Annotated in this window: 18 protein-coding genes; 9 read left to right on the top strand and 9 right to left on the bottom strand. The window is 35.5% G+C overall.

Annotation, left to right across the window (positions count from 1 at the left end; genetic code table 11):
* Positions 1 to 51: 51 nt before the first annotated feature.
* The 3 genes from ACZ0AH_RS21810 to dnaE form a co-directional block, all read right to left on the bottom strand.
* The gene (locus ACZ0AH_RS21810; protein WP_463477840.1) at positions 52 to 258 is read right to left on the bottom strand and encodes a hypothetical protein; all 207 of its coding nucleotides are present in this window, start codon (positions 256 to 258) and stop codon (positions 52 to 54) included.
* 152 nt (positions 259 to 410) lie between these two features.
* Positions 411 to 1004: an outer membrane beta-barrel protein gene (locus ACZ0AH_RS21815; RefSeq protein ID WP_463477841.1), complete on the bottom strand. Its 594-nt coding sequence runs from the start codon at positions 1002 to 1004 to the stop codon at positions 411 to 413.
* 178 nt (positions 1005 to 1182) lie between these two features.
* Positions 1183 to 5727: a DNA polymerase III subunit alpha gene (gene dnaE, locus ACZ0AH_RS21820; RefSeq protein WP_463477842.1), complete on the bottom strand. Its 4545-nt coding sequence runs from the start codon at positions 5725 to 5727 to the stop codon at positions 1183 to 1185.
* Positions 5728 to 6221: 494 nt separating this feature from the next.
* Here dnaE and ACZ0AH_RS21825 point away from each other — a divergent pair, with 494 nt between their 5' ends.
* The 6 genes from ACZ0AH_RS21825 to leuB all read left to right on the top strand — a co-directional run bounded on the left by ACZ0AH_RS21825 (position 6222) and on the right by leuB (position 13509).
* Positions 6222 to 7025: an SDR family oxidoreductase gene (locus ACZ0AH_RS21825; protein WP_463477843.1), complete on the top strand. Its 804-nt coding sequence runs from the start codon at positions 6222 to 6224 to the stop codon at positions 7023 to 7025.
* Positions 7026 to 7096: 71 nt separating this feature from the next.
* Positions 7097 to 8017 carry a helix-turn-helix domain-containing protein gene (locus ACZ0AH_RS21830; protein WP_463477844.1) on the top strand — a complete coding sequence of 307 codons (921 nt, stop codon included), beginning with the start codon at positions 7097 to 7099 and terminating at the stop codon, positions 8015 to 8017.
* Positions 8018 to 8539: 522 nt separating this feature from the next.
* Complete coding sequence (leuC, locus tag ACZ0AH_RS21835) at positions 8540 to 9934, top strand: 3-isopropylmalate dehydratase large subunit (protein ID WP_463477845.1); 1395 nt, start codon at positions 8540 to 8542, stop codon at positions 9932 to 9934.
* Between the two features lie 109 nt (positions 9935 to 10043).
* Positions 10044 to 10640, top strand: a complete 597-nt coding sequence (gene leuD, locus ACZ0AH_RS21840) for a 3-isopropylmalate dehydratase small subunit (protein ID WP_039113809.1) — start codon at positions 10044 to 10046, stop codon at positions 10638 to 10640.
* Positions 10641 to 10756: 116 nt separating this feature from the next.
* Positions 10757 to 12277, top strand: coding sequence for an alpha-isopropylmalate synthase regulatory domain-containing protein (locus ACZ0AH_RS21845; RefSeq protein WP_463477846.1), 1521 nt, complete (start codon positions 10757 to 10759; stop codon positions 12275 to 12277).
* Between the two features lie 170 nt (positions 12278 to 12447).
* Complete coding sequence (gene leuB / locus ACZ0AH_RS21850) at positions 12448 to 13509, top strand: 3-isopropylmalate dehydrogenase (RefSeq protein ID WP_463477847.1); 1062 nt, start codon at positions 12448 to 12450, stop codon at positions 13507 to 13509.
* Between the two features lie 302 nt (positions 13510 to 13811).
* Here leuB and ACZ0AH_RS21855 read toward each other — a convergent pair whose 3' ends face one another.
* Complete coding sequence (locus ACZ0AH_RS21855; protein ID WP_026982652.1) at positions 13812 to 14171, bottom strand: RNA recognition motif domain-containing protein; 360 nt, start codon at positions 14169 to 14171, stop codon at positions 13812 to 13814.
* Between the two features lie 134 nt (positions 14172 to 14305).
* Positions 14306 to 14794, bottom strand: a complete 489-nt coding sequence (locus ACZ0AH_RS21860) for a DUF6252 domain-containing protein (RefSeq protein ID WP_463477848.1) — start codon at positions 14792 to 14794, stop codon at positions 14306 to 14308.
* A gap of 195 nt (positions 14795 to 14989) precedes the next feature.
* Between ACZ0AH_RS21860 and ACZ0AH_RS21865 the strand changes: the two genes are divergently transcribed.
* From ACZ0AH_RS21865 to ACZ0AH_RS21875, 3 genes are all read left to right on the top strand, one after another.
* Positions 14990 to 15556: a 30S ribosomal protein S16 gene (locus ACZ0AH_RS21865; RefSeq protein WP_463477849.1), complete on the top strand. Its 567-nt coding sequence runs from the start codon at positions 14990 to 14992 to the stop codon at positions 15554 to 15556.
* 15 nt (positions 15557 to 15571) lie between these two features.
* Positions 15572 to 16096 (top strand): ribosome maturation factor RimM, encoded by a 525-nt coding sequence (rimM, locus tag ACZ0AH_RS21870; protein ID WP_115844181.1) that lies wholly within the window; start codon positions 15572 to 15574, stop codon positions 16094 to 16096.
* Positions 16097 to 16187: 91 nt separating this feature from the next.
* Positions 16188 to 16895, top strand: a complete 708-nt coding sequence (locus ACZ0AH_RS21875; protein ID WP_463477850.1) for a tRNA1(Val) (adenine(37)-N6)-methyltransferase — start codon at positions 16188 to 16190, stop codon at positions 16893 to 16895.
* Positions 16896 to 16942: 47 nt separating this feature from the next.
* Here ACZ0AH_RS21875 and ACZ0AH_RS21880 read toward each other — a convergent pair whose 3' ends face one another.
* The 4 genes from ACZ0AH_RS21880 to ACZ0AH_RS21895 all read right to left on the bottom strand — a co-directional run bounded on the left by ACZ0AH_RS21880 (position 16943) and on the right by ACZ0AH_RS21895 (position 22603).
* Entirely contained in the window at positions 16943 to 17326 is a 384-nt protein-coding gene (locus ACZ0AH_RS21880) for a hypothetical protein (protein WP_463477851.1), read from the bottom strand.
* Between the two features lie 19 nt (positions 17327 to 17345).
* Positions 17346 to 18986 (bottom strand): S41 family peptidase, encoded by a 1641-nt coding sequence (locus tag ACZ0AH_RS21885; protein ID WP_463477852.1) that lies wholly within the window; start codon positions 18984 to 18986, stop codon positions 17346 to 17348.
* A gap of 132 nt (positions 18987 to 19118) precedes the next feature.
* Positions 19119 to 20408, bottom strand: coding sequence for an HlyD family secretion protein (locus ACZ0AH_RS21890; RefSeq protein WP_463477853.1), 1290 nt, complete (start codon positions 20406 to 20408; stop codon positions 19119 to 19121).
* 2 nt (positions 20409 to 20410) lie between these two features.
* Positions 20411 to 22603, bottom strand: a complete 2193-nt coding sequence (locus ACZ0AH_RS21895) for a peptidase domain-containing ABC transporter (protein WP_463477854.1) — start codon at positions 22601 to 22603, stop codon at positions 20411 to 20413.
* Positions 22604 to 22619: the final 16 nt, after the last annotated feature.

A 22619-nucleotide genomic window follows, 5' to 3' on the forward strand; every position in this document is an offset into this window, starting at 1 on the left:
GATATTCATATGAATATCCTCTTTTTTTATAAAGTATAATTTTGTTTAGAATTATAGGCTGTATTTAAGACCTAAAGTCAAACCTAAACCTGAGATTCCAACGTAAGAACTTAACTCGTCCATTTTATCATTAGGACGTGTAGTGTCTTTTGTATCTGAAGTAGCAGTATTAGGATTAAATAAAGGATTATTTGAATTAACATCTAATCTATCTCTATAAGTTGTATATCTTTGAGAAGTTGTTCTAGAAGCTAACATATCATTACCATTAACTGTGAATTCTGTAGTTTCTTTAGTTTTTCCATGTACTGTAAAGTTACGGTACTCTAATTCAGCAAAAGCAGAAATATGTTTTCCTAATTTATAAGAAGTTCCTAAAGCAGCAGAAAATCCTAATGTAGGGTTTGGTTTTACTTTATCAACACTGTGAACATTTCCAAAACAGGAGCTCCAGTACCTGGGTTAACTCCAACTGGTGCTACGGCATCAGAAGTAATTTCTAAATCTCCATGAATTGGAACTAAAACCCCAACTTTAGTATATGGTTCAAAACCATGAGATTCTCCTAAAAACATTACCAATGCAGGAGCAATATCAAAAGCAGTAATTTCACCTACTGATTTAAAATTATAAGTTCCACTCGCTGGAATATAAGGCACATCAGTTGTTGTTTGCGCCATTGTTTTAGAATTACTAGAATAGTAATTAGCTCCTAACTCAACTCCTAAACGTGCAGAGAAACGGTAACCAGCAGTAATTCCAGTTCTAAATCCTTGTCCGAATGAACCAGTAATACTTTTTTCAGAAACTAATTTTCCTCCTACATAAGTTCTATCTAATGCTGGATTTCCTCCAACTGTTGGAAATTCTGTCGAAGCAGTCTGGTTGAAATAAGATCCACCCAATTTAAAATACCAGCTTTCTGGTTTATCTGCTTTTTCTGTTTGTGCCATAGTGGCCATAGAACAAACTAATAGCCCTAATAAAAATAGGTTCTTTTTCATAATTCTGATTTTAATTGTTTTTTACAAACTTATAATATTTTAACATATGTCTAAAGTTTGGTTTGTTATACTTAGAACGAAATCGTTGTAATTTTGAGCAATATTACTAAAAAAGTATTATGCATGCATATTTTTAACTAAAAAAAAATGCATTCTTTCAAATTTTAACTGTTAAAATTTAATTTAGCTTAAAATTGACCTGCATTTTCTCTAATTCGAGCAGTAATTCCGTCGAAATTTTGACTTTTAGTCTTCGGCTCGGCATTGTCAATTTGGTCACTACTTTTATCTCTTCTACTTCATTTACCTCCTGAATTTTAGTTTCTTCAAGTGGCGCATCATTATCTTCGCTTTCGTTTTCTTCCACAAAGACGGCATCGTCGGATTCCTCAAAATCAGTAGGCGTTTCGACCGCTACCAGTCGTTTTACCTTTTCTAACTCCATGATTTCAAAAGCGACGGTATTATCTCCTTTGTTCTCATTAAACAAATGACTCAATCTATGAATAAATTCGGTTTGTAAATCTTTTATATTTAATAAGAGGATCAGCTTTTTGGCGAAAGCTTCTAAAATATCCTGCAATTGCCTTACTTCAACAAACTGCATTCTTGGTTCAGATTTTTTACCTGTATCGTGATTTACCCAACCGTCTTTTATTAAAATTTTCAGGAAGGCAAAATTATTCTGAATCAGGAAATGGCGGAATTTTAAATATTCTTCTCCAAAGATTTTAAATTCAAAACTTTCGTCATAACCTTCTAAATTAAATACTGCCCATCCTTTTCCGTTTTTGGCCACGCGATGCTGAACGTTATTGATGATTCCGGCAAAATTTAGATTTTTACCCACATATAATTCCATGCTTTTTAGGGCTTCCAAACGGGCATTGCAGAAATATTTCATTTCAAATCTAAAATCGTCAAGCGGATGTCCTGAAATATAAATTCCTACTACTTCTTTCTCTTTTGCCAGTTTTTCCATTGTGCTCCAGTCTTCGCATGGCGGCACAACAGGTTCTGCAATTTGTACTTCGCTTGCTTCTCCAAACAAACTTACCTGAGACGAGTTTTCGTTTTCCTGATACTTCGATCCGTAACGCATTGCTTTTTCGTAAAACGTAATTCCATCGCCATCATCATGAAAATATTGTGCTCTTGTTGTTCCTTCAAACGAATCAAAACCTCCGGCAAGCGCCAGATTTTCGATTGCCTTTTTATTGGCTGCACGCAAATCAATTCGCTTAGCCAAATCAAAAATTGATTTATATCTTCCGTCTTTTCTGTTTTCTACAATTGTGGCAACGGCTCCGGAACCAACACCTTTAATTGCACCCATCCCAAAACGAACGGCGTAATTATCGTTTACCGTAAATTTATAGTACGATTCGTTTACACAAGGCCCTAAAACTTCAAGTCCCATACGTTTGCATTCTTCCATAAAAAACGATACTTGTTTGATATCATTCATATTATTCGAAAGAACCGCCGCCATATATTCTGCAGGATAATGCGCTTTTAAATAAGCAGTTTGGTACGCAATCCAGGCATAACAAGTCGAGTGCGATTTGTTGAAGGCGTAACTCGCAAATGCTTCCCAGTCTTTCCAGATTTTCTCTAAAATTTTGGCATCATGACCTTTTTTCGCCGCTTGTTCGACAAATTTAGGCTTCATTTTATCCAGAACGTCTTTTTGTTTTTTACCCATCGCTTTACGCAAAACGTCGGCCTCACCTTTTGTAAAGTCAGCCAGCGATTGCGACAAAAGCATTACCTGCTCCTGATAAACCGTAATTCCGTAGGTCTCTCCTAAATATTCCTCACAGGCATCTAAATCGTATTTGATTTCTTCTTCTCCGTTTTTTCTTCGAACGAAAGACGGAATATATTCCAAAGGTCCCGGACGATAAAGTGCATTCATGGCAATTAAATCTCCAAAAACCGTTGGTTTCAGATCCTTCATGTATTTCTGCATTCCGGGTGACTCGTATTGGAAAATTCCAACCGTTTCTCCTCTCTGGAAAAGCGCATAAGTTTCCTGATCGTCAATTGGGAAAGTATCCGGATCCAGATCAATATTTGTTCTGTATTTTACCAGTTTTACGGTATCTTTTATAAGCGTAAGGGTTTTCAAACCCAAAAAGTCCATTTTAAGCAATCCGGCGCTTTCTGCAACCGAGTTATCAAACTGGGTTACATATAAGTCTGAATCTTTTGCGGTGGTAACGGGCACGAAATTCGTAATATCCGATGGCGTAATAATGACACCACAGGCGTGAATTCCGGTATTACGCATTGATCCTTCCAGGATTTTTGCCTGCTGAATTGTTTCTCCCGCCAAATCATCTTCATTGGCAATGGCAATTAATTCTTTTACATTGTCAAATTCATCAGAACGAAGGGCTTTTTTAACCTCATCTTCGTTTTCAGAAATAAAACGCGCCAGATTCCATTTTGAAGGCATCATCGCCGGAATCAATTTTGCAATTCTATCGGCTTCAAATAAAGGTAAATCCAATACACGAGCCGTATCACGAATCGCTGATTTGGTTGCCATTTTACCATAAGTAATAATTTGCGCAACCTGATTTTTACCGTATTTATTGATTACATAATCCATTACACGACCACGACCCTCGTCATCAAAGTCAATATCAATATCGGGCATGGATACACGATCCGGATTCAGGAAACGCTCAAAAAGCAAATCATACTTAATAGGGTCAATATTGGTAATTCCTAAACAATAAGCAACGGCAGAACCCGCTGCAGATCCACGTCCCGGCCCTACGGAAACGTCCATATTTCGGGCTTCGGCAATGAAATCCTGTACGATCAAAAAGTAACCCGGATATCCTGAATTTGAAATCGTTAATAATTCAAAATCCAGACGTTCCTGAATCGATTCGGTAATTTCACCATATCGTTTTTTTGCACCAACCATTGTAAGGTGGCGCAAATATTTATTTTCACCACGAACGCCGCCATCTGCTTCATCTTCGGCAACAACAAATTCTTCCGGAATATCAAATTTAGGAAGCAATACATCACGGTAAAGCGAGTAAATTTCGACCTTATCGACAATTTCCTGAATGTTGATAATCGCATCAGGCAAATCAGCAAAGAGTTTTTTCATCTCTTCTGATGACTTATAATAATATTCCTGATTGGGTAATCCGTAACGATATCCGCGGCCGCGGCCAATTGGCGTGGCTTGTTTTTCACCATCTTTTACACACAATAAAATATCGTGTGCATTGGCATCTTCCTTATTTAAATAATAAGTATTATTGGTCGCAATTAATTTGACATTGTGTTTCTGAGAAAACTCAATCAGGGTTTTGTTGACACGATTTTCATCTTCCTGATTGTGGCGCATAATCTCAAGATAAAAATCATCTCCAAATTGTTCTTTCCACCAAATCAAAGCTTCTTCTGCCTGGTTTTCACCTATGTTCAGAATTTTACTCGGAATTTCTCCGTATAAATTTCCGGACAAAACCATGATATCTTCCTTGTATTTTTCGACAATTTTTCGGTCAATTCTTGGAACATAATAAAAACCGTCTGTAAAAGCAATCGACGACATTTTTGCCAGATTGTGATACCCGTTTTTGTTTTTGGCCAATAATACAACCTGATTTCCGTTGTCTTTTTTGCTTTTGTCCAAATGGTTGTCGCAAACATTAAATTCGCAGCCTACAATTGGTTTCATTTCGGTTTCAGTTGGTTCTTCTCCAGCTTCGACCAAAGCTTTATTTTTCCCAGAAGCCGCTTTATTATGATTCATTACGGCGCTCACAAAATGGAAAGCTCCCATCATATTTCCGGTATCTGTCATCGCAACAGCGGGCATTCCGTTTTTGGCTGTAGCCGAAACAATATTTGCAATTCCTATCGTAGACTGAAGAACTGAAAATTGTGTATGATTGTGTAAATGCGCGTATTTTGCGGCTTTAAAATCTGCTCTGTCAGAATGTGAAACCGTAGCTCCCTTGTCAATAGATTCTAAAGCTTTTAATTGCTCTCTGATCTTATCAGAAGCCGCTTTTAAATTGATGTGTTTTAAACCAATTAAAGGAAATTCTTGTGGATTTCTATCCTGAAATTCTTTAAAATAATCCTTCGGAACATCAAGTTCTTCTTTGGTAAAAACTTCTCTTCTGATTAACTCCAAAAAACAACGCGTCGTTGCCTCAACGTCGGCAGTTGCGTTGTGCGCTTCTGCGAAAGGTTTATTGAAAAGATAACTGTGTAATTCTGTTAAGGTTGGCAGTTTAAATTTTCCTCCACGACCTCCGGGAAGCTGCAATAATGAAGCAGTAACTTCGGTACAAGTATCTAAAACCGGCATTGAACTCATAGGAGAATCAACACCCAATCTATGGAATTCGGCTCCCATAATATTAACGTCGAAACCTAAATTCTGACCAACAATAAACTTGGTTTTGCTTAAAGCGATATTGAATTTCTCTAAAACTTCGGCTAAAGTAATTCCATCGGCTTCAGCCAATTCAGTCGAAATTCCGTGAATACGTTCGGCATCATACGGAATATTAAATCCGTCAGGTTTAACTAAATAATCCTGATGCTCGATCAATTGCCCCATTTCGTCATGGAGCTGCCACGCAATCTGAATACAGCGAGGCCAGTTATCAGAATCGGTAATTGGAGCATCCCAGCGTTTTGGTAATCCGGTTGTTTCGGTATCGAATATTAAATACATAAGTTTGAATAGCAAAAATTAAAGCTCCAAATTCTAATTTCACCAATATAAATCTCTGATTACATGGATTATAAAAAATTGCTTTATAGAAAATGGAGGAAGTTCAAATTTACGCTTTTTTTAGAGAAATAACGAAGTGAAAGTTGTTAACAAAAGCATTAAATAAACTCGTTAGCTATAATTCGTAAAAAAAATAAACACATAGAAACATAGGGCTTAGTTTTATAAAAAAGAAAATAAAAAAAATCTAGATTTTTACACATAGCTATGCGTGTTTAAATAAGTGAAACGCCATTTTACAGTCATAAATCTATGTTTTTATGTGTTAAAAAACATAAGCAAAGTTTTCTAGCTGTTATATAAAATAGTCATATTCTCTTTTTTTAACCCTCAAAACTTCGATTATTCATTTTGGATACTCATTGCACCAAAATGAACACTTTTAAACGCGGCTCCTGCCTGAACTTTGCTTCATCAAATTAAAACAAATTATTATGAAAACAATTTTTATCACAGGCGCTTCTTCAGGATTAGGAAAAGCAACAGCAAAATTATTCCACAACCAAGGATGGAATGTAATCGCTACAATGAGAAATCCTGAAAAGGAAACAGAACTTTCTACTTTAAAAAATGTAACGCTATTGCCATTGGATGTTACCAATTATGACCAAATACAAAGCACTGTTCAAAAGGCTATTGCATTGGGCGATATTGATGTTGTTTTTAACAACGCAGGATATGGGTTGATTGGTCCTTTGGAAAGTTTTAGTGACGATCAAATTACTAAACAACTTAACACTAATTTGTTGGGCGTGATTCGTGTTACGAATGCGTTTATTCCGTATTTCAGAGAACGAAAAAGCGGATTATTTATCTCCACTACTTCCATTGGCGGATTGATTGCTTTTCCTTTAGGGTCTGTTTATCATGCAACCAAATGGGCATTGGAAGGCTGGAGCGAAAGTATGGCTTTTGAATTAAATTCATTTGGAGTACATATTAAAACAGTTTCTCCGGGCGGTATCAAAACCGAATTCCTGCACGGCTCGCTTGATTCAGGAACTAAACCTGAATACGAAGCCATGACAAACAGCTTGTTTGCAAGTGTTGACACTATGTTTGAAATGGCATCGACTGCTGAACAAATTGCCGATGTTGTATTTGAAGCTGCTACGGATGGAAAAACCAAACTGAGATATGTCGCCGGAGAAGATGCCAAAGCACTTTACAAACAAAGACTTGAACAAGGAGACGAAGTTTTTCGTGCTGCATTGGGAAAACAATTTTTGGGAGCCTAATTTATTCTAATACCGTTCAGGTTTTGATAATCTGTGCGGTATTCGTTTTTGATTTTTTATATCTTTATATCATGGAAAAGAAAAACAATAATCCGTCAAAACTTTCTTCTATATCGCAATTTCATAGTTTATTTAACTTATCAAAACCACTTCATCCGCTTATTACTTTGGTTGATAATACTAAACTGGTTATAGATGCTGACTTAACGAATAACCATTTCCTGCTCGATTTCTATAAAATATCTTATAAATATTCGACCAACGGAAAAATGGGCTACGGTCAGGGTTATTATGATTTTAATGAAGGCGGACTAATGTTCACTTCACCCAATCAATTGATTTTTACCGATAATCAGGAAGGAGTTGAATATTTTGGGTACACATTGCTTTTTCATCCTGACTTTATTAGAAACTATCCTTTAGGGAAAAACATCAAAAAATACGGTTTCTTCTCCTACGATACTAATGAAGCTCTGCACCTTTCTGATAGCGAAAAAACAACGATTACAGGATTATTAACCAGTATTGATAATGAGCTTCATACCGCGATAGACGAGATGAGCCAGGATGTAATCGTTTCCTATATTGACGTTTTACTTAATTACAGTAATCGCTTTTACAAACGCCAATTCATTACCCGAAAAACCGTTAGTAGTGATTTATTACTTAAAGTAGAAGACACTCTCGACAATTATTTCAATAATGCCGAAACCTTAAAAAACGGATTACCAACAGTCGATTTTCTGGCTTCGCAAATTAACGTTTCCACTCATTACCTGAGCGATATGCTCCGAAATCTAACCGGACAAAATGCACAACAGCATATTCACTCTAAACTTATTGAAAAATCAAAAGACTTCCTGATTTCTACCAATCTATCGGTGGCAGAAATAGCCTATCAATTGGGTTTTGAATATCCTCAATCGTTCAGTAAATTATTTAAAAAGAAAACTAATCTAACTCCATTAGAATTTAAAAATTCACTGAATTAATCTGGAAAATTATTCTGAAAACATCCTCATCAAAAACTTAGTTTTTATTTTAAAAACATAAAATTTCATAAAAATACACTTCTTGGATGTCGTAGTATTTACATCATTTATTTACTATAAATAATGATTCGAAAAGCACTTTAAAAGTCTTCAAAAACCAAGAAGAAATCATTTCAAAAACCAAATCAAAACTAACAATTATTACTATTTTAATTCATTTTGTTACATTTTTTTAAATAAAAACCTATATTTTATAGTGATTTTGAGATAAATTTGCCAACTATTAAAAATAAGGCAATTAAATCAAAATTGACGTAAAAAGGAAAAAGAAAATCAATTTATATTCATTCTGCAGCCAAATCTGATATCAAAAAAGCCAATCATAATTTGTATTTTGCTTTGGGTATCGTATATAATGAAATATTGAAATTGACGCCCTTATATCTTTTTTTAATTTTGTTTTCCTATTATAATAAGCAGGAATTGCTGTGGTTATAGAATTACAATTAAAAAAAATAAAAAATGAGTAAGACATTATTTGACAAAGTATGGGATTCACATGTAGTGCGTAAAATTGAAGATGGACCAGATGTGTTTTTTATTGATCGCCATTTCATTCACGAAGTGACGAGTCCTGTTGCTTTTCTAGGATTAAAAGCCAGAGGCGTTACCGTTTTATACCCGGAACGTACTTTTGCAACTGCAGATCACAATACACCAACCATAAACCAACATTTACCAGTTGAAGATGCTTTATCTGCCAATCAGCTTAAAGCGCTTGAGGATAATGCTGCCGAATACGGAATTTCGCACTGGGGTTTAGGTCACATTAAAAATGGAATTGTACACGTAGTTGGTCCTGAAAACGGCATTACTTTGCCAGGTGCTACTATTGTTTGTGGTGATTCACATACGTCTACTCACGGTGCCTTTGGAGCGATTGCTTTTGGTATCGGAACTTCTGAGGTTGAAATGGTGCTTTCTACGCAATGTATTATGCAGCCAAAACCAAAGAAAATGCGTATCAACGTAAACGGTCAATTAAGCAAAGGTGTTGGTCCAAAAGACGTTGCACTTTATATTATTGCCCAATTGACTACTTCTGGAGGAACAGGTTATTTTGTTGAATACGCCGGAGATGTTTTCGAAAATATGAGTATGGAAGGTCGTATGACCGTTTGTAACTTAAGTATCGAAATGGGTGCTCGTGGTGGAATGATCGCGCCTGACCAAAAAACTTTTGATTTCCTTGAAGGAAGATTATATGCTCCAAAAGGTGAAGCCTGGACTAAAGCAGTTGAATACTGGAAAACGCTAAAAACGGATGATGATGCTGTTTTTGATGCTGAATTAAATATCAAAGCTTCAGACATTGAACCAATGATTACTTACGGTACTAACCCTGGAATGGGAATTGGTATCTCAAAACATATTCCGAACGCCAATCAAGTTGAAGGCGGCGAGGAAACTTATAAAAAATCGCTTGCTTACATGGGCTTCCACGAAGATGATGTGATGATTGGAAAACCAATTGATTACGTTTTCTTAGGAAGTTGTACAAACGGACGTATTGAAGATTTTAGGGCTTTCGCCGAAATTGTAAAAGGTAGAAAAAAAGCAGATAATGTTACCGCTTGGTTAGTTCCGGGTTCTCACGTTGTTGAAGCTCAGATTAAAGAAGAAGGTATTTTGGATATTTTGACAGAAGCTGGTTTTGTATTACGTCAGCCTGGATGTTCAGCGTGTTTGGCCATGAACGATGATAAAGTTCCAGCCGGAAAATATGCTGTTAGTACATCAAACAGAAACTTTGAAGGTCGTCAGGGTCCTGGTTCAAGAACGCTTTTAGCAAGTCCAATTATGGCTGCCGCTGCTGCTGTTACAGGAAAACTAACGGATCCAAGGGAATTATTTTAATTCCTGCTGTAAGCTTTAAGCAATAGGCTTTAAGCTAAAATTCAATACTAAAATAAACGCTGTAGAAAAGCTTAAAGCTTATTGCCTACAGCCTAAAGCAAAAACAAAAATGGCATACGATAAATTTAATATACTTACCAGCAGTGCAGTGCCGCTGCCAATTGAGAACGTAGATACAGACCAAATTATTCCGGCTCGTTTCCTGAAAGCTACAAAACGTGAAGGTTTTGGAGACAATCTTTTTAGAGACTGGAGATATAACGGTGACGATTCTCCAAAAGCTGATTTCGTTTTGAACGATTCAACTTATAGCGGAAAAATCCTTGTTGGAGGAAAAAACTTCGGTTCAGGATCTTCAAGAGAACATGCTGCGTGGGCAGTTTACGATTACGGTTTTAGAGCTGTGGTTTCAAGTTTCTTTGCCGATATCTTCAAAGGAAACTGTTTAAATATTGGTGTTCTTCCAGTTCAGGTTAGTCCAGAATTTGCCGACACAATCTTTAAAGCAATCGAAGCTGATCCTAAAACAGAATTGGAAATCAATCTTCCAAACCAAACAATTACTTTATTGGCAACTGGACAATCAGAATCTTTTGCGATTAACGGATACAAAAAAAACAACATGATTAATGGCTTTGATGACATTGATTATTTACAAAATATTAAAGAAGATATTGTGGCTTTCGCCGATAAACTTCCTTACTAAAAGATCAGGTTCAGTCCTATGAGACCCGGCAGGTTTTTGAAATCTGCCGGGTTTTTATAAGTTAAACCAAAACAACACAACTAAAATTTACTTCTAAAGAAATTTAGAATATCAATATGGAAAAAAGAAAAATTGAAATAATGGATACAACACTCCGTGATGGTGAACAAACCTCGGGAGTATCTTTTTCTGCTGCAGAAAAACTAACCATTGCACAATTGTTGTTGGAAGAATTAAATATTGATAGAATCGAAATTGCTTCTGCACGCGTAAGCGAAGGCGAATTTCAGGCCGTAAAAGGCATTACATCCTGGGCAACCGAAAAAGGGTACATTAATCGGATCGAAGTGCTGTCATTTGTTGACGGTGGCGTTTCAATCGACTGGATGAAAAAAGCCGGGGCAAAAGTGCAAAATTTATTGACCAAAGGTTCAATGAATCATTTAACGCATCAATTGAAAAAAACGCCGGAACAGCATTTTTCTGAAATTGCACAAATTATTGCTTTAGCAAAAGAAAATGATATTGAAACCAATGTTTATCTGGAAGATTGGAGCAACGGAATGCGAAATTCACCAGAATATGTTTTTCAATTTCTGGATTTCTTAGCCACGCAGCCTGTTAAAAGAATTTTACTTCCGGATACTTTAGGCGTTTTAATTCCGTCTTTAACTTTTGAATTTCTTTCAAAAATAAGAGCTAAATATCCACAGATTCATTTTGATTTCCACGCACATAACGATTACGATTTAAGCGTTGCCAATGTCATGGAAGCTGTAAAAGCCGGTATAAACGGACTTCACGTAACTGTAAACGGAATGGGGGAACGCGCCGGAAACGCGCCACTAGAAAGTACGGTTGCCGTAATAAATGATTATTTACCGGAAGTTAGCATCAACATCAAAGAAACTTCTCTTTATACAGTAAGTAAACTGGTGGAAACTTTTACAGGATATAGAATCCCCGCAAATAAACCTATTGTTGGCGATAATGTTTTTACGCAAACTGCCGGAATTCATGCTGATGGTGACAATAAAAACAATTTATATTTTAATGATTTGCTTCCGGAACGCTTCGGAAGAAAAAGAAAATACGCTCTTGGAAAAACTTCGGGCAAAGCCAATATCGAAAAAAATCTTCAGGAATTAGGGTTGAAATTAAACAATGAAGATTTAAAGCTGGTTACCCAAAGAATTATCGAACTGGGCGATAAAAAAGAAACCGTTACCAAAGAAGATCTTCCGTACATTATATCCGATGTTTTGGACAGTCATACTTACGAAGATAAAATTACAATTGAATCCTATATATTAGTACATTCAAAAGGAATGCGCCCGTCGACTACTTTATGTTTAAAAATTGATGGAGAAATTATTGAAGAACATGCACAAGGCGACGGTCAGTTTGATGCTTTTATGAATGCTTTGTCTAAAATTTACAAAAGCAAAAAATTAACGCTTCCAAAATTGATTGATTACGCCGTGAGAATTCCTCCGGGAAGTAGTTCTGATGCATTGTGCGAAACCATAATCACCTGGACAAACAACGGAAAAGAATTTAAAACCCGAGGATTGGATTCTGACCAAACCGTTGCAGCGATTATCGCAACGCAAAAGATGTTGAATGTGATTCCATAAGATTCTAAGTTGCTAAGATTCTAAGGTTCTGAGATAAAAAACTTAGAATCTCAGCAACTCAAACTTTAGAAACTTAAAACCTAAAAACAATTATAAATTAAAATTCTGGCTTACTAAGAAAAAAACTTAGAACCTTAGAAACTCAGAATCTTAGAAACTTTAAAAAAAACATGAAATTTAACATAGCCCTTTTAGCAGGAGACGGAATTGGACCTGAGGTAATTAATGAAGCCGTAAAAGTATCTGATGCTATTGCAAAAAAATTCAATCACGAAATAACATGGACACCAGCTCTTACCGGAGCTTGTGCAATTGACGCCGTTGGAGTTCCTTATCCTGATGAAACGCATGAAATTTGTATGGCTGCTGATGCTGTTTTATTCGGAGCAATTGGTCATCCAAAATATGATAATAATCCAAGCGCGCCAGTTCGTCCAGAACAGGGATTATTGTTGATGCGTAAGAAATTAGGGTTGTTTGCAAACGTACGCCCTACATTTACTTTCCCTTCTTTAATCGATAATTCTCCTTTAAAAAGAGAAAGAATCGAAGGAACTGATTTGGTTTTCTTAAGAGAACTGACAGGCGGAATTTATTTTGGAGAAAAAGGAAGAAGAGACGATGGAGAAACTGCTTTCGACAACTGTGTTTACACAAGAGCAGAAGTGCAGCGTTTGGCTAAAAAAGGTTTTGAACTTGCCATGACACGTAGCAAAAAATTATGTTGTGTTGATAAAGCAAATGTTTTAGAAACTTCTCGTTTATGGAGAGAAACGGTTCAGGCAATGGAAAAAGATTATCCTGAAGTTACGGTTTCTTATGAGTTTGTTGATGCTGTTGCAATGCGTTTGGTTCAATGGCCAAATTCTTATGACGTATTAATTACAGAGAATTTATTCGGAGATATCTTAACTGATGAAGCATCTGTAATTTCAGGTTCTATGGGATTAATGCCTTCTGCTTCTGTTGGAGAGCATACTTCATTATACGAGCCAATTCACGGATCTTATCCACAAGCAACAGGATTAAATATTGCAAATCCGTTAGCGACTATTTTATCAGCAGCAATGATGTTCGAAGATGCTTTTGGATTAAAAGACGAAGCCGAAGCGATCAGAGCCGTTGTAAACAAATCATTAGAACAAGGAATTGTTACGGAAGATTTAGCTTCAAAAGGATCAAAAGCTTACAAAACCAGCGAAGTTGGAGACTGGCTTGTTGCTAACTTATAGTTTTATTTTGTTTCAGGTTTCAGGTTTCAAGTTATTGTTGGAACCTAAAACCTGAACTTATAGTTAATTTCGTTTCATTTAGAGTCGCACTAAATGCGTCTTCGCTTTGTGTTAGATGCACTGCTGTGCATCTCTACGGAAGAATATCCTTAAAAATGGCAAACAAAAGTGTCAGGTTTTCCAACTTGAAACCTGAAACAAAATAAACCTGAAACAAAATAAACTTCAAACCTGAAACAAAATTTTACATAAAAAAAGGGATCAACTTTCGTTGATCCCTTTTATATATTTAGAAAAAAATATTAATATCCTCCTCTGTTACCACCACGGTCATTTCCACCACGGCTGTTTCCTCCACCATAACCTCCGCGTGAATCTCCACCACGGCTGTTATTGTTGAAGCTTCTTCTTTCACCTTCAGGTTTCGGTTCAGATTTATTAACTACAATTGCACGACCTTGAACAGTAGCTCCGTTCAATTCATCAATTGCTTTTTGAGCTTCCGCATCGTTTGGCATCTCAACAAAACCAAAACCTTTGCTTCTTCCAGTAAATTTATCTGTAATAATTTTAACTGAATCTACTGCTCCGTAAGCCTCGAAAGACTCTCTTAAATCTGCTTCCTCAATACTGAATGGAAGGCTTCCAACAAAAATGTTCATATGTACTTATTTATAATAATGTAGCAAATGTAGTCTTATTTTTCTCTAATCTACTATATATTAGTTTATTTATGTTTTTATTTTGATTTAAAAAATCAAATTGCAACAAAACCTACCCATCTCAAATGAAATTTTTACTGAAGTATTATATTGTTTGGTGTAACCGGAACTTTATAAAACACCCCTTCTGTAAAAGTGATTTTTGGATTTTCAGTATCACTTGTGTTCTCGTTTATGGCATTAAATTTAAATGTTCCTGAAATAGTATTGCTTTCTGTGTTATATTCCGTAATAACAATTTGTCCGTTTAGACCTTGAGTGCCTGTAGAATAAACAACAGACTCACTCGGAAAAGTATTTGAAAAAGACGCTTTTGAAGCATTATTAACCCCCAGAATATAAGTCCCTTTTGTTGGAGATGCTGTTTGCAGCATTACTTTTTCATATCCCAAAGAGCCTTCAATAATCATACTGGCATTGGGTCCGCCGTATGCTTTATAACTGTTTGCCCTCCAAAAAACATTATTCTTTAAGGTTTGAAATGCCGGATTATTGAATTTTACATCTTCAGTACATGATGTAACAAGAAAGATAACGAATAAAAAACAGAGGTATTTTTTCATGCAGATTAAATTTGGGGCAAAAGTACCGCATTTAAGATAAATAATTAAAAAATTGAAGTCAAAAACAACAAGGAATCGTAAAAATCCAACTCAAATACATTTAATATTGTTTTAAACGCATAATTCATAAAAAAATTATATCTTTGCGCCCTTAATTAACAGAGGTCGAGTACCTCAAAATTTAATCATACGATTATGTCAGTAAAAATTAGATTACAAAGACACGGTAAAAAACAAAAACCTTTTTACTGGGTTGTAGCTGCGGATGCACGCTCAAAAAGAGATGGTAAATACTTAGAGAAAATCGGTACTTACAATCCAAACACAAACCCTGCAACTATCGAATTAAACATTGATAGCGCGGTAAAATGGTTGCACAATGGTGCACAGCCAACTGATACGGCTAGAGCTATTCTTTCTTACAAAGGAGCTTTATTGAAACACCACCTTGATGGAGGTATCCGTAAAGGTGCTTTAACTCAAGAGCAAGCTGATGCTAAATTAGCTGATTGGTTAGATGCTAAAGCTGGAAAAGTTGATGCTAAAAAAGACGGTTTAACAAAAGCGCAAGCTGATGCTAAAGCTAAAGCTTTTAAAGCAGAACAAGAAGTTAATGCTAAACGTTTAGCTGCTGCAGCTCAGGCTGAAGCTGATGCTATCGCTGCTGCAACTCCTGCAGTTGAAGAAGAAGTTGCTGAAGTTGAAGAATCAACTGAAGAAGCTCCTGCTGCTGAAGAAAATAACGAAACAACTGAAGCATAATTTTAGCTAGCGAGAATGCGTAAAGAAGAATGTTTTTATTTAGGTAAAATCGCTAAAAAATTTAGTTTCAAAGGTGAAGTTCTGGCTTATTTAGACACGGACGAACCTGAGTTATACGAAAATCTGGAATCAGTGTTTATTGAATGCAATAAACACCTGGTTCCTTTTTTTATTGAAAAAAGTTCATTGCATAAAAACGACTTTCTTAGAATCCGTTTTGAAGATATGAATACCGAAGAAGATGCAGATGCCATTATGGGCAATGCTATTTATCTTCCTTTAAGTATGTTGCCAAAACTTTCCGGCAACAAGTTTTATTTCCATGAAGTTATTGGTTTCGAAATTGAAGATCAGCGTTTAGGTGTTTTCGGAAAAATTGTTGCCGTAAACGATACTACTGCCCAGCCTCTTTTTGAAGTATTGAATGGCGAAGTCGAAATGCTAATTCCGATGATCGATCATTTCCTTGTAAAAATTGACCGTGAAAACAAAAAAGTCATCATGAACCTTCCGGAAGGATTGGTGGAGATGTACCTTTAATTAGACCTTTAGACTTCTTAGATTGTTGGATTTTTAGATTATATTTAATCTTTAAAAAATCCAATTGCAAACCTATTAATCATAAATCAAAATGTTCCAGTTTAAACAATTTTCTGTTAAGCAAGACAAAACCGCGATGAAAGTAGGTACAGATGGTGTTTTATTAGGCTCTTGGGCTCCAATAAACCATAATCCGTTTAGTGTATTGGATATTGGTGCCGGAACTGGAATTATTGCTTTGATGCTTGCGCAACGCACTCACGCCGAACAAATTGATGCGCTTGAAATTGATGAAGAAGCTTACGAACAAGCCGTTGATAATTTCGAAAACTCACCTTGGGGCGATCGTTTATTTTGTTTTCATGCCGGATTAGATGAATTTATTGAAGAGCCGGAAGACGAATATGATTTGATTGTTTCAAATCCGCCTTTTTATTCAGAAGACTATAAAACAGAAAACGAACAACGTGATTTAGCGCGTTTTCAGGATGCAATGCCTTTTGAAGAATTAATCGAGGCTGCCGATTTATTACTTTCGGAAAACGGAATATTTTCTGTAATTCTTCCTTATAAAGAAGAGGAAAATTTTATTGGTTTAGCGAAAGAATCAGAATTGTATCCCATAAAAATTACCCGCGTAAAAGGAACTCCTAAGTCTGAAATCAAGCGTAGTTTATTGGCTTTTAGCCGAAATAAAAATTCAAAAATTGAAATCGATGAATTAATTATCGAAATCGACAGACACGTTTATACTCCTGAATATATTGAATTGACTAAAGAATTTTATTTGAAGATGTAAAAAACATCTTTGTCAAAGTTTTGAACTTTGACAAAGATTATAAAAAATTACTCTTTTTGAAGACATAAACCTCTTTGAAAATCCATTCCGTCAGGATGCTCTTCATCATAATAAAGTATCGATAAAGTAACACAGGTATCATCAGTATATGTTATTTCAGAGATACTCCTATCTCCAACTTTAACATATTCTGATCCGAAATTTTTAATACAAACTTTTTCTAGTTTACAATCACTAAGCCATTTTACACTCCAAACCGTTTCTAGTTTTCCATCCATATAACAATCTTCAACAGAATCTTTTCTGATCATATATTCATTTGGAAAAGCAGGAGCAGCGAATTTTCCGTTTTTAAATTTAGTACAATCTAATTTTTGCGAGTAGGCAAAACTTCCCAAAAGCAACAAGCTCATAAAGAGTATTTTTTTCATGCTATTTTTCTATAAATAATTATTTCCCGTTTTTAGCAAAAAGAATTGCTCGGTCCAGAATCTCATCTTTTCCTTGCTGAATTCCTAAAATAGTAGGTTTTATTTCAATATCAGGAACAATTCCGATACGTTGGGTTTCTTTTCCATTTGGATAAAAGATGCCAAAACCAGTAAATACCGTATTGTAACCTTTTATAATTTCATATTTACAAACTCCGCCATCAGCACCTGCTGTTTGACTTCCAATAATTTTAGCATTTGGAGCAGCCTGCAAACACATTACTAGATGTTCTCCGTGACTTTGAGTAAATTCATTTTCTAAAATAATTACCTTTCCTTTATAGTAATCCGGATTTGTTTTTCCGGTTTTTTGATCCTCTCTCCAAATAAAACGTCCGGGATAAGTTAGATCCACATCGATAAATTTTGCATAAGCTTTATTTTCCGGATATAAATATTCTGCAAGTGCTTCTTCAATATTAGGTTCCTGAGGATAATGCCTGGCATCATAAATAATAGCTGTTGTGTTCTTAAATTGTTCCATAACACCTGGAAGTTCTTTTTCATTAATTGACTCAACATCAATATATCCAATGTTATTTTCCAAAAGTTTCCATTTTTCCTTATCCGGAAATTGAATCCTTAAATCACGATATTTATATCTTTTAATTGTTTTGTTTGAAGTTTTATTTTCCCTAGTAAATTCAATTTCAATTGATTCAGTTTTTCCATTAAAAACGGCCCAATAAATATTTTTTAAAATTGCTGGTTCGTTTGATCCTTCCGCGTATTTCAGATTTTCATTAATTAAATCCGCAACCGTTTTTCCATCTACTTTTGTGATGACATCTCCAACTCTCACATCATCATTTTTAGACAATGAATCATTCTTAAACTTAACAACAACAGCCTTGTTGTCAATAAATGCAACATCAAAAGCAACGAATTTATCTCCAAAATAATCATAAAGCTTATTTGTAGAAGTAGAAGCATGGGTGTCGTCTAATTTTATTGAAATTTCACGCATTGCCAAAACAAAATTCATCTCTGATTCTGACGTTATAAATTTTGGCAGCATTTCAATTAAAACAGCATCCCATTTTTGATCCATTTTATATTTGTATGGAAAAAAATATTCCATTTGATTCCAATATCTAAACAAAGCTAATAATCGAAGGTTTTTATCTGTCCATTTGAAATCAGGATATTTAACTTCGTTTTGAACTTTTATATAAGGATCTGATGTATAATAATATTGCTTTCCCTGAATTCTGTTTTCTTCAATAAATTTTAATTTTTTTGAAAGTGATTTAGAAAACAAATCATTTTTTGAGAACCAGGATAAATCGAAGTTTTTATCAAAATATTCAACTTTTGAAGTTGGTTTTACAGCTTTATAGGCTTTCACTTCTCCTAATGAAGTAATCCAGTTTTCGATTACTAAAGAAAATGCTTCTGCTGATTGTGCCTCTTCAATTTTTGGCAAAACCTGAAACAATTGTTCATCCCAATTTTTACTTCCATCAGCTACATTTGGATGATAATATTTCAAAAATCCCCAGACTTTGCAGGTTGCAGCAAGTTTTTGAGTTTGGGTTATAGGTTTTGAAAATGCATTTTGAAATAATAAAACAAGAGCAATCAGTACAATTTTTTTCATTTGAATAAAAGTCGGTTTAGTTCTTCTAAAGAAAAACAAACATATCATTATTTTTAGAAATTCACCTTATTTAATCGAAATAAATTAAGAAGAAAAGTAATAATAATTTACACAATTAGTAAAATTAATTACTTAAACCTGCTCAAAAACACTTTTAAACTGATATAATATTCTCTCGATTAATCGCAAATCTTCGGTTACGATTTCGGCACTTCCTTTCATTTCCTGCTGAAATATGATTCGCTTTTTATAAGAAGTCCGTAATCCGTTTGGAAGCGCAACATCCAATAGTAAATTCCCGTCTTTGTCCGGAACCAATGATATGTTTTGGATTTTTCCTCGCAGGACACCAAATTCCCTGTCCGGGAAATTCGCCAGTCGGATGTTTACTTTTTGCCCTACTTTTATTTTTCCTGAATTCAATGCCGGTGCTTTTACCTTTCCGATAAAACCATTTCTGGCATCAGGAATAATAGAAAAAACATTATCTCCCGCATTTATGGTCTGATTTTCTGTCCAAACCTGCAAAAAAGTAACCACACCGCTAACGGATGTTTTTAAGGTATAAGCCAGTTCCCAGTCTTTTATCACTTTTTTGAGCTGATAAAAAGACTGTGCCATGTTTCTTCCCAGGTTAACTTCCTCTTTAGTGCTGTTTACATGCGAATTCTGGCTTGATTTTGTATTGTCGATCAAAGAGGACTTTAATTGAGAAATTGATGATAAAAGGCTCTTGTAATTCTTCTGTGCCTGAAGGTAAGTCAGTTTCTTGTTTTCCATCTCCTGGGTCGAAACAATTCCTTTGTTGAATAAAGTTTCAAAACGGGCAATTTCATTTTTTTGAAGCTGTAATTCGCTTTCGTTGATTATTTTTTGCTGCTGCAGAATTTCCAGCCTTTCCTTTATCTGGATTTTTTCAGAATTCTGTGCCCGGTTTTCAATCTCAAAAGGCTGTAAATCCTTGTTTAATTCCTGCGCCTGATAATCTTTCTGAAAAACAGCATAAGCGCTTTCAATCTCTCCCAATTGCGTGTTTTTCAATAAAGCAAATGGAAAATCTTTTTTGGAATCATTGACATTATAGGCATCAACAATGCTTTTTAACAGAAATACATCTTTATAATTAGCCGTGTTTTCGATAATGGCAAGGGTTGTGTTTTTTGGGACTATTTCCTTGTTTTTTACCAAAATGGCCTCGATACGGCCCGAGGTTTTCGAAACTATTTTCTCGGGCGGAATATTGGTTGTAATGACAATTTCAGTATTTACAACATCCGGATATTTGATAAACCAGGACACGAAAAAGAGCATAAATATGATGGTAAAGATCACAACGGTTCCCCAGCGTATCATCCAGTGTGGTACTTTGGTCAGAATGTCCTGAACTTCTTCGCTTCTTAATTCAAATGTATCTTCGGCCATGACTAATTTCCTAATTGTAATTGATTTTTAACCAGCTCAAAATAATTTCCTTTTTGTTCTACCAATGCCGAATGGTTTCCGATTTCGATGATTTTTCCTTTATCCAAAACCACAATCTGGTCCGCATTCATAACCGTACTCAATCGATGGGCAATAACCACAACGGTTTTATCCTTGAAGAAAATATCTAGTTTCTGCATAATTTCTTTTTCATTATTGGCATCCAAAGCAGAAGTTGCTTCATCAAAAAATAATATTTCAGGATTTTTGTAAACGGCCCTGGCAATCAACAAACGCTGTTTTTGTCCGGTACTCATTCCTGTTCCTTCGGCGCCAATTTTTGTGTTATAACCTAATGGCAAACCACTGATATATTCTTTTATATTGGCTACGTCTGCCGCGTAAACCAAACGTTCCTTGTCGACTTTATCTACGCCAATGGCAATATTATTGGCAATGGTATCGCTAAAAATAAAACCTTCCTGCATAACCGCGCCAATATTGGACCTCCAGGCTTTTTGCGAAATGTTTTTTAGCTGTGCGTTCCCAATATTGATTTCCCCTTTTTCGGGTTCATAGAATTTGAGCAGCAATTTCATCAGTGTTGTTTTTCCGCTTCCGCTAACGCCTACTATCGCCGTTACCTTATTGGCGGGAATGGACAAATTCAAATCAACTAAAACCGGAATATCCGATCCCAGATAACGATACGAAAGATTTTTTATCTCAATATCGGCATCATACGGAACTTCATTGGTTTGATGTGCCTCCTGCTCGGTTTCATCTTCTTTTTCATGAATTTCAGATAATCTGGCCAATGATATTTTGGCATCCTGAAGTTCTCTTACAAACTCTATAAGCTGTGTGATGGGTCCGTTTAAACTTCCTACAATCGAACTGATGGCGAGCATCATACCCAGAGTTATGGAGCCGTCGATTACCAGTTTTGCCGATAAAAATATGATAAAAATATTCTTGAGTTCGTTAATTACAGAAGAACCTATGGTTTGTGTCTGCTCTAAAACCAATCCTTTTATCGAAACCCTGAAAAGTCTTGCCTGAACATATTCCCAACCCCAGCGTTTTTGCTTTTCGGCATTGTGGAGCTTGATTTCCTGCATGCCGTTAATGAGTTCCATTACTTTGCTCTGTTCCTGGGAAACCTCAGCGAATCGTTTGTAATCCAGGATTTCCCTTCTTTTTAAAAACAAAGTAATCCACCCGAAATAAAGCACGCTTCCGGCAAAAAAAACAAAGAATATCTGAAGATTAAAATACGCCAGAACACCTCCCATAACAAACATATTGATCACGGAAAACAATACGTTTAACGATGAAGTGGTCAGGATTTTTTCGATCCTGCGATGATCGTTGATGCGCTGCATGATATCGCCGGTCATTCGGACATCGAAAAACGAAATGGGCAGGTTCATCAATTTAATGAAGAAATCTGAAATAAGCGAAATGTTGATTCGTGTAGAAAGATGCAGCAAGATCCAGCTTCTGATAAGTTCCAGACCTGTTCGTCCGGCAAAAAGAAATAGCTGTGCAAAAAGAATCAGATAAATAAAATGGATGTTTTGATTCTGGATTCCGACATCAACAATACTCTGGGTCAGAAACGGAAAAATCAACTGCAGTAAACTACTGGCCAATAAACCAATACTTAACTGAACCAGAAATGATTTGTATCGAAGGACATATTGCGATAACAGTTTAAATCCTAATCCCTTATTTTCTTCCTTATCAAATTCTGACTGAAAAAATTTTGGTGTGGCTTCCATTAACAGCGCTATTCCCTCTTCTGTCGATTCGTCTGCGTTATTTCCGATCCAAAATTTTAGAAAATCTTCTTTGTTATATTCAATTAGCCCAAAAGCCGGGTCAGAGATATAATAGATTCCTCTTTTAATGTTATAAAGAACCACATAATGATTTTTATTCCAATGCAAAATGCAAGGCAAGGGTGCTTCCGTTAATCTTTCCAGATTTAATTTTACCCCTAAAGTCCTAAAACCAATTTTCTCTGCTGCATCGCTTAAAAAAAGCAAATTGCTTCCCTCACGAGTTGTTTCGCTAATGTCCCGCAACTCCTGAATGTTGATTGTCTTGCCGTAATGTTTAGCTATTATTTTTAAACATGTTGGTCCACAATCTTTGTAATCAGCTTGTTTATAATTGATGAATTTTTTCAAATTTAATTAGAAATTA

The sequence above is a fragment of the Flavobacterium sp. AC105 genome (genome assembly GCF_979258495.1).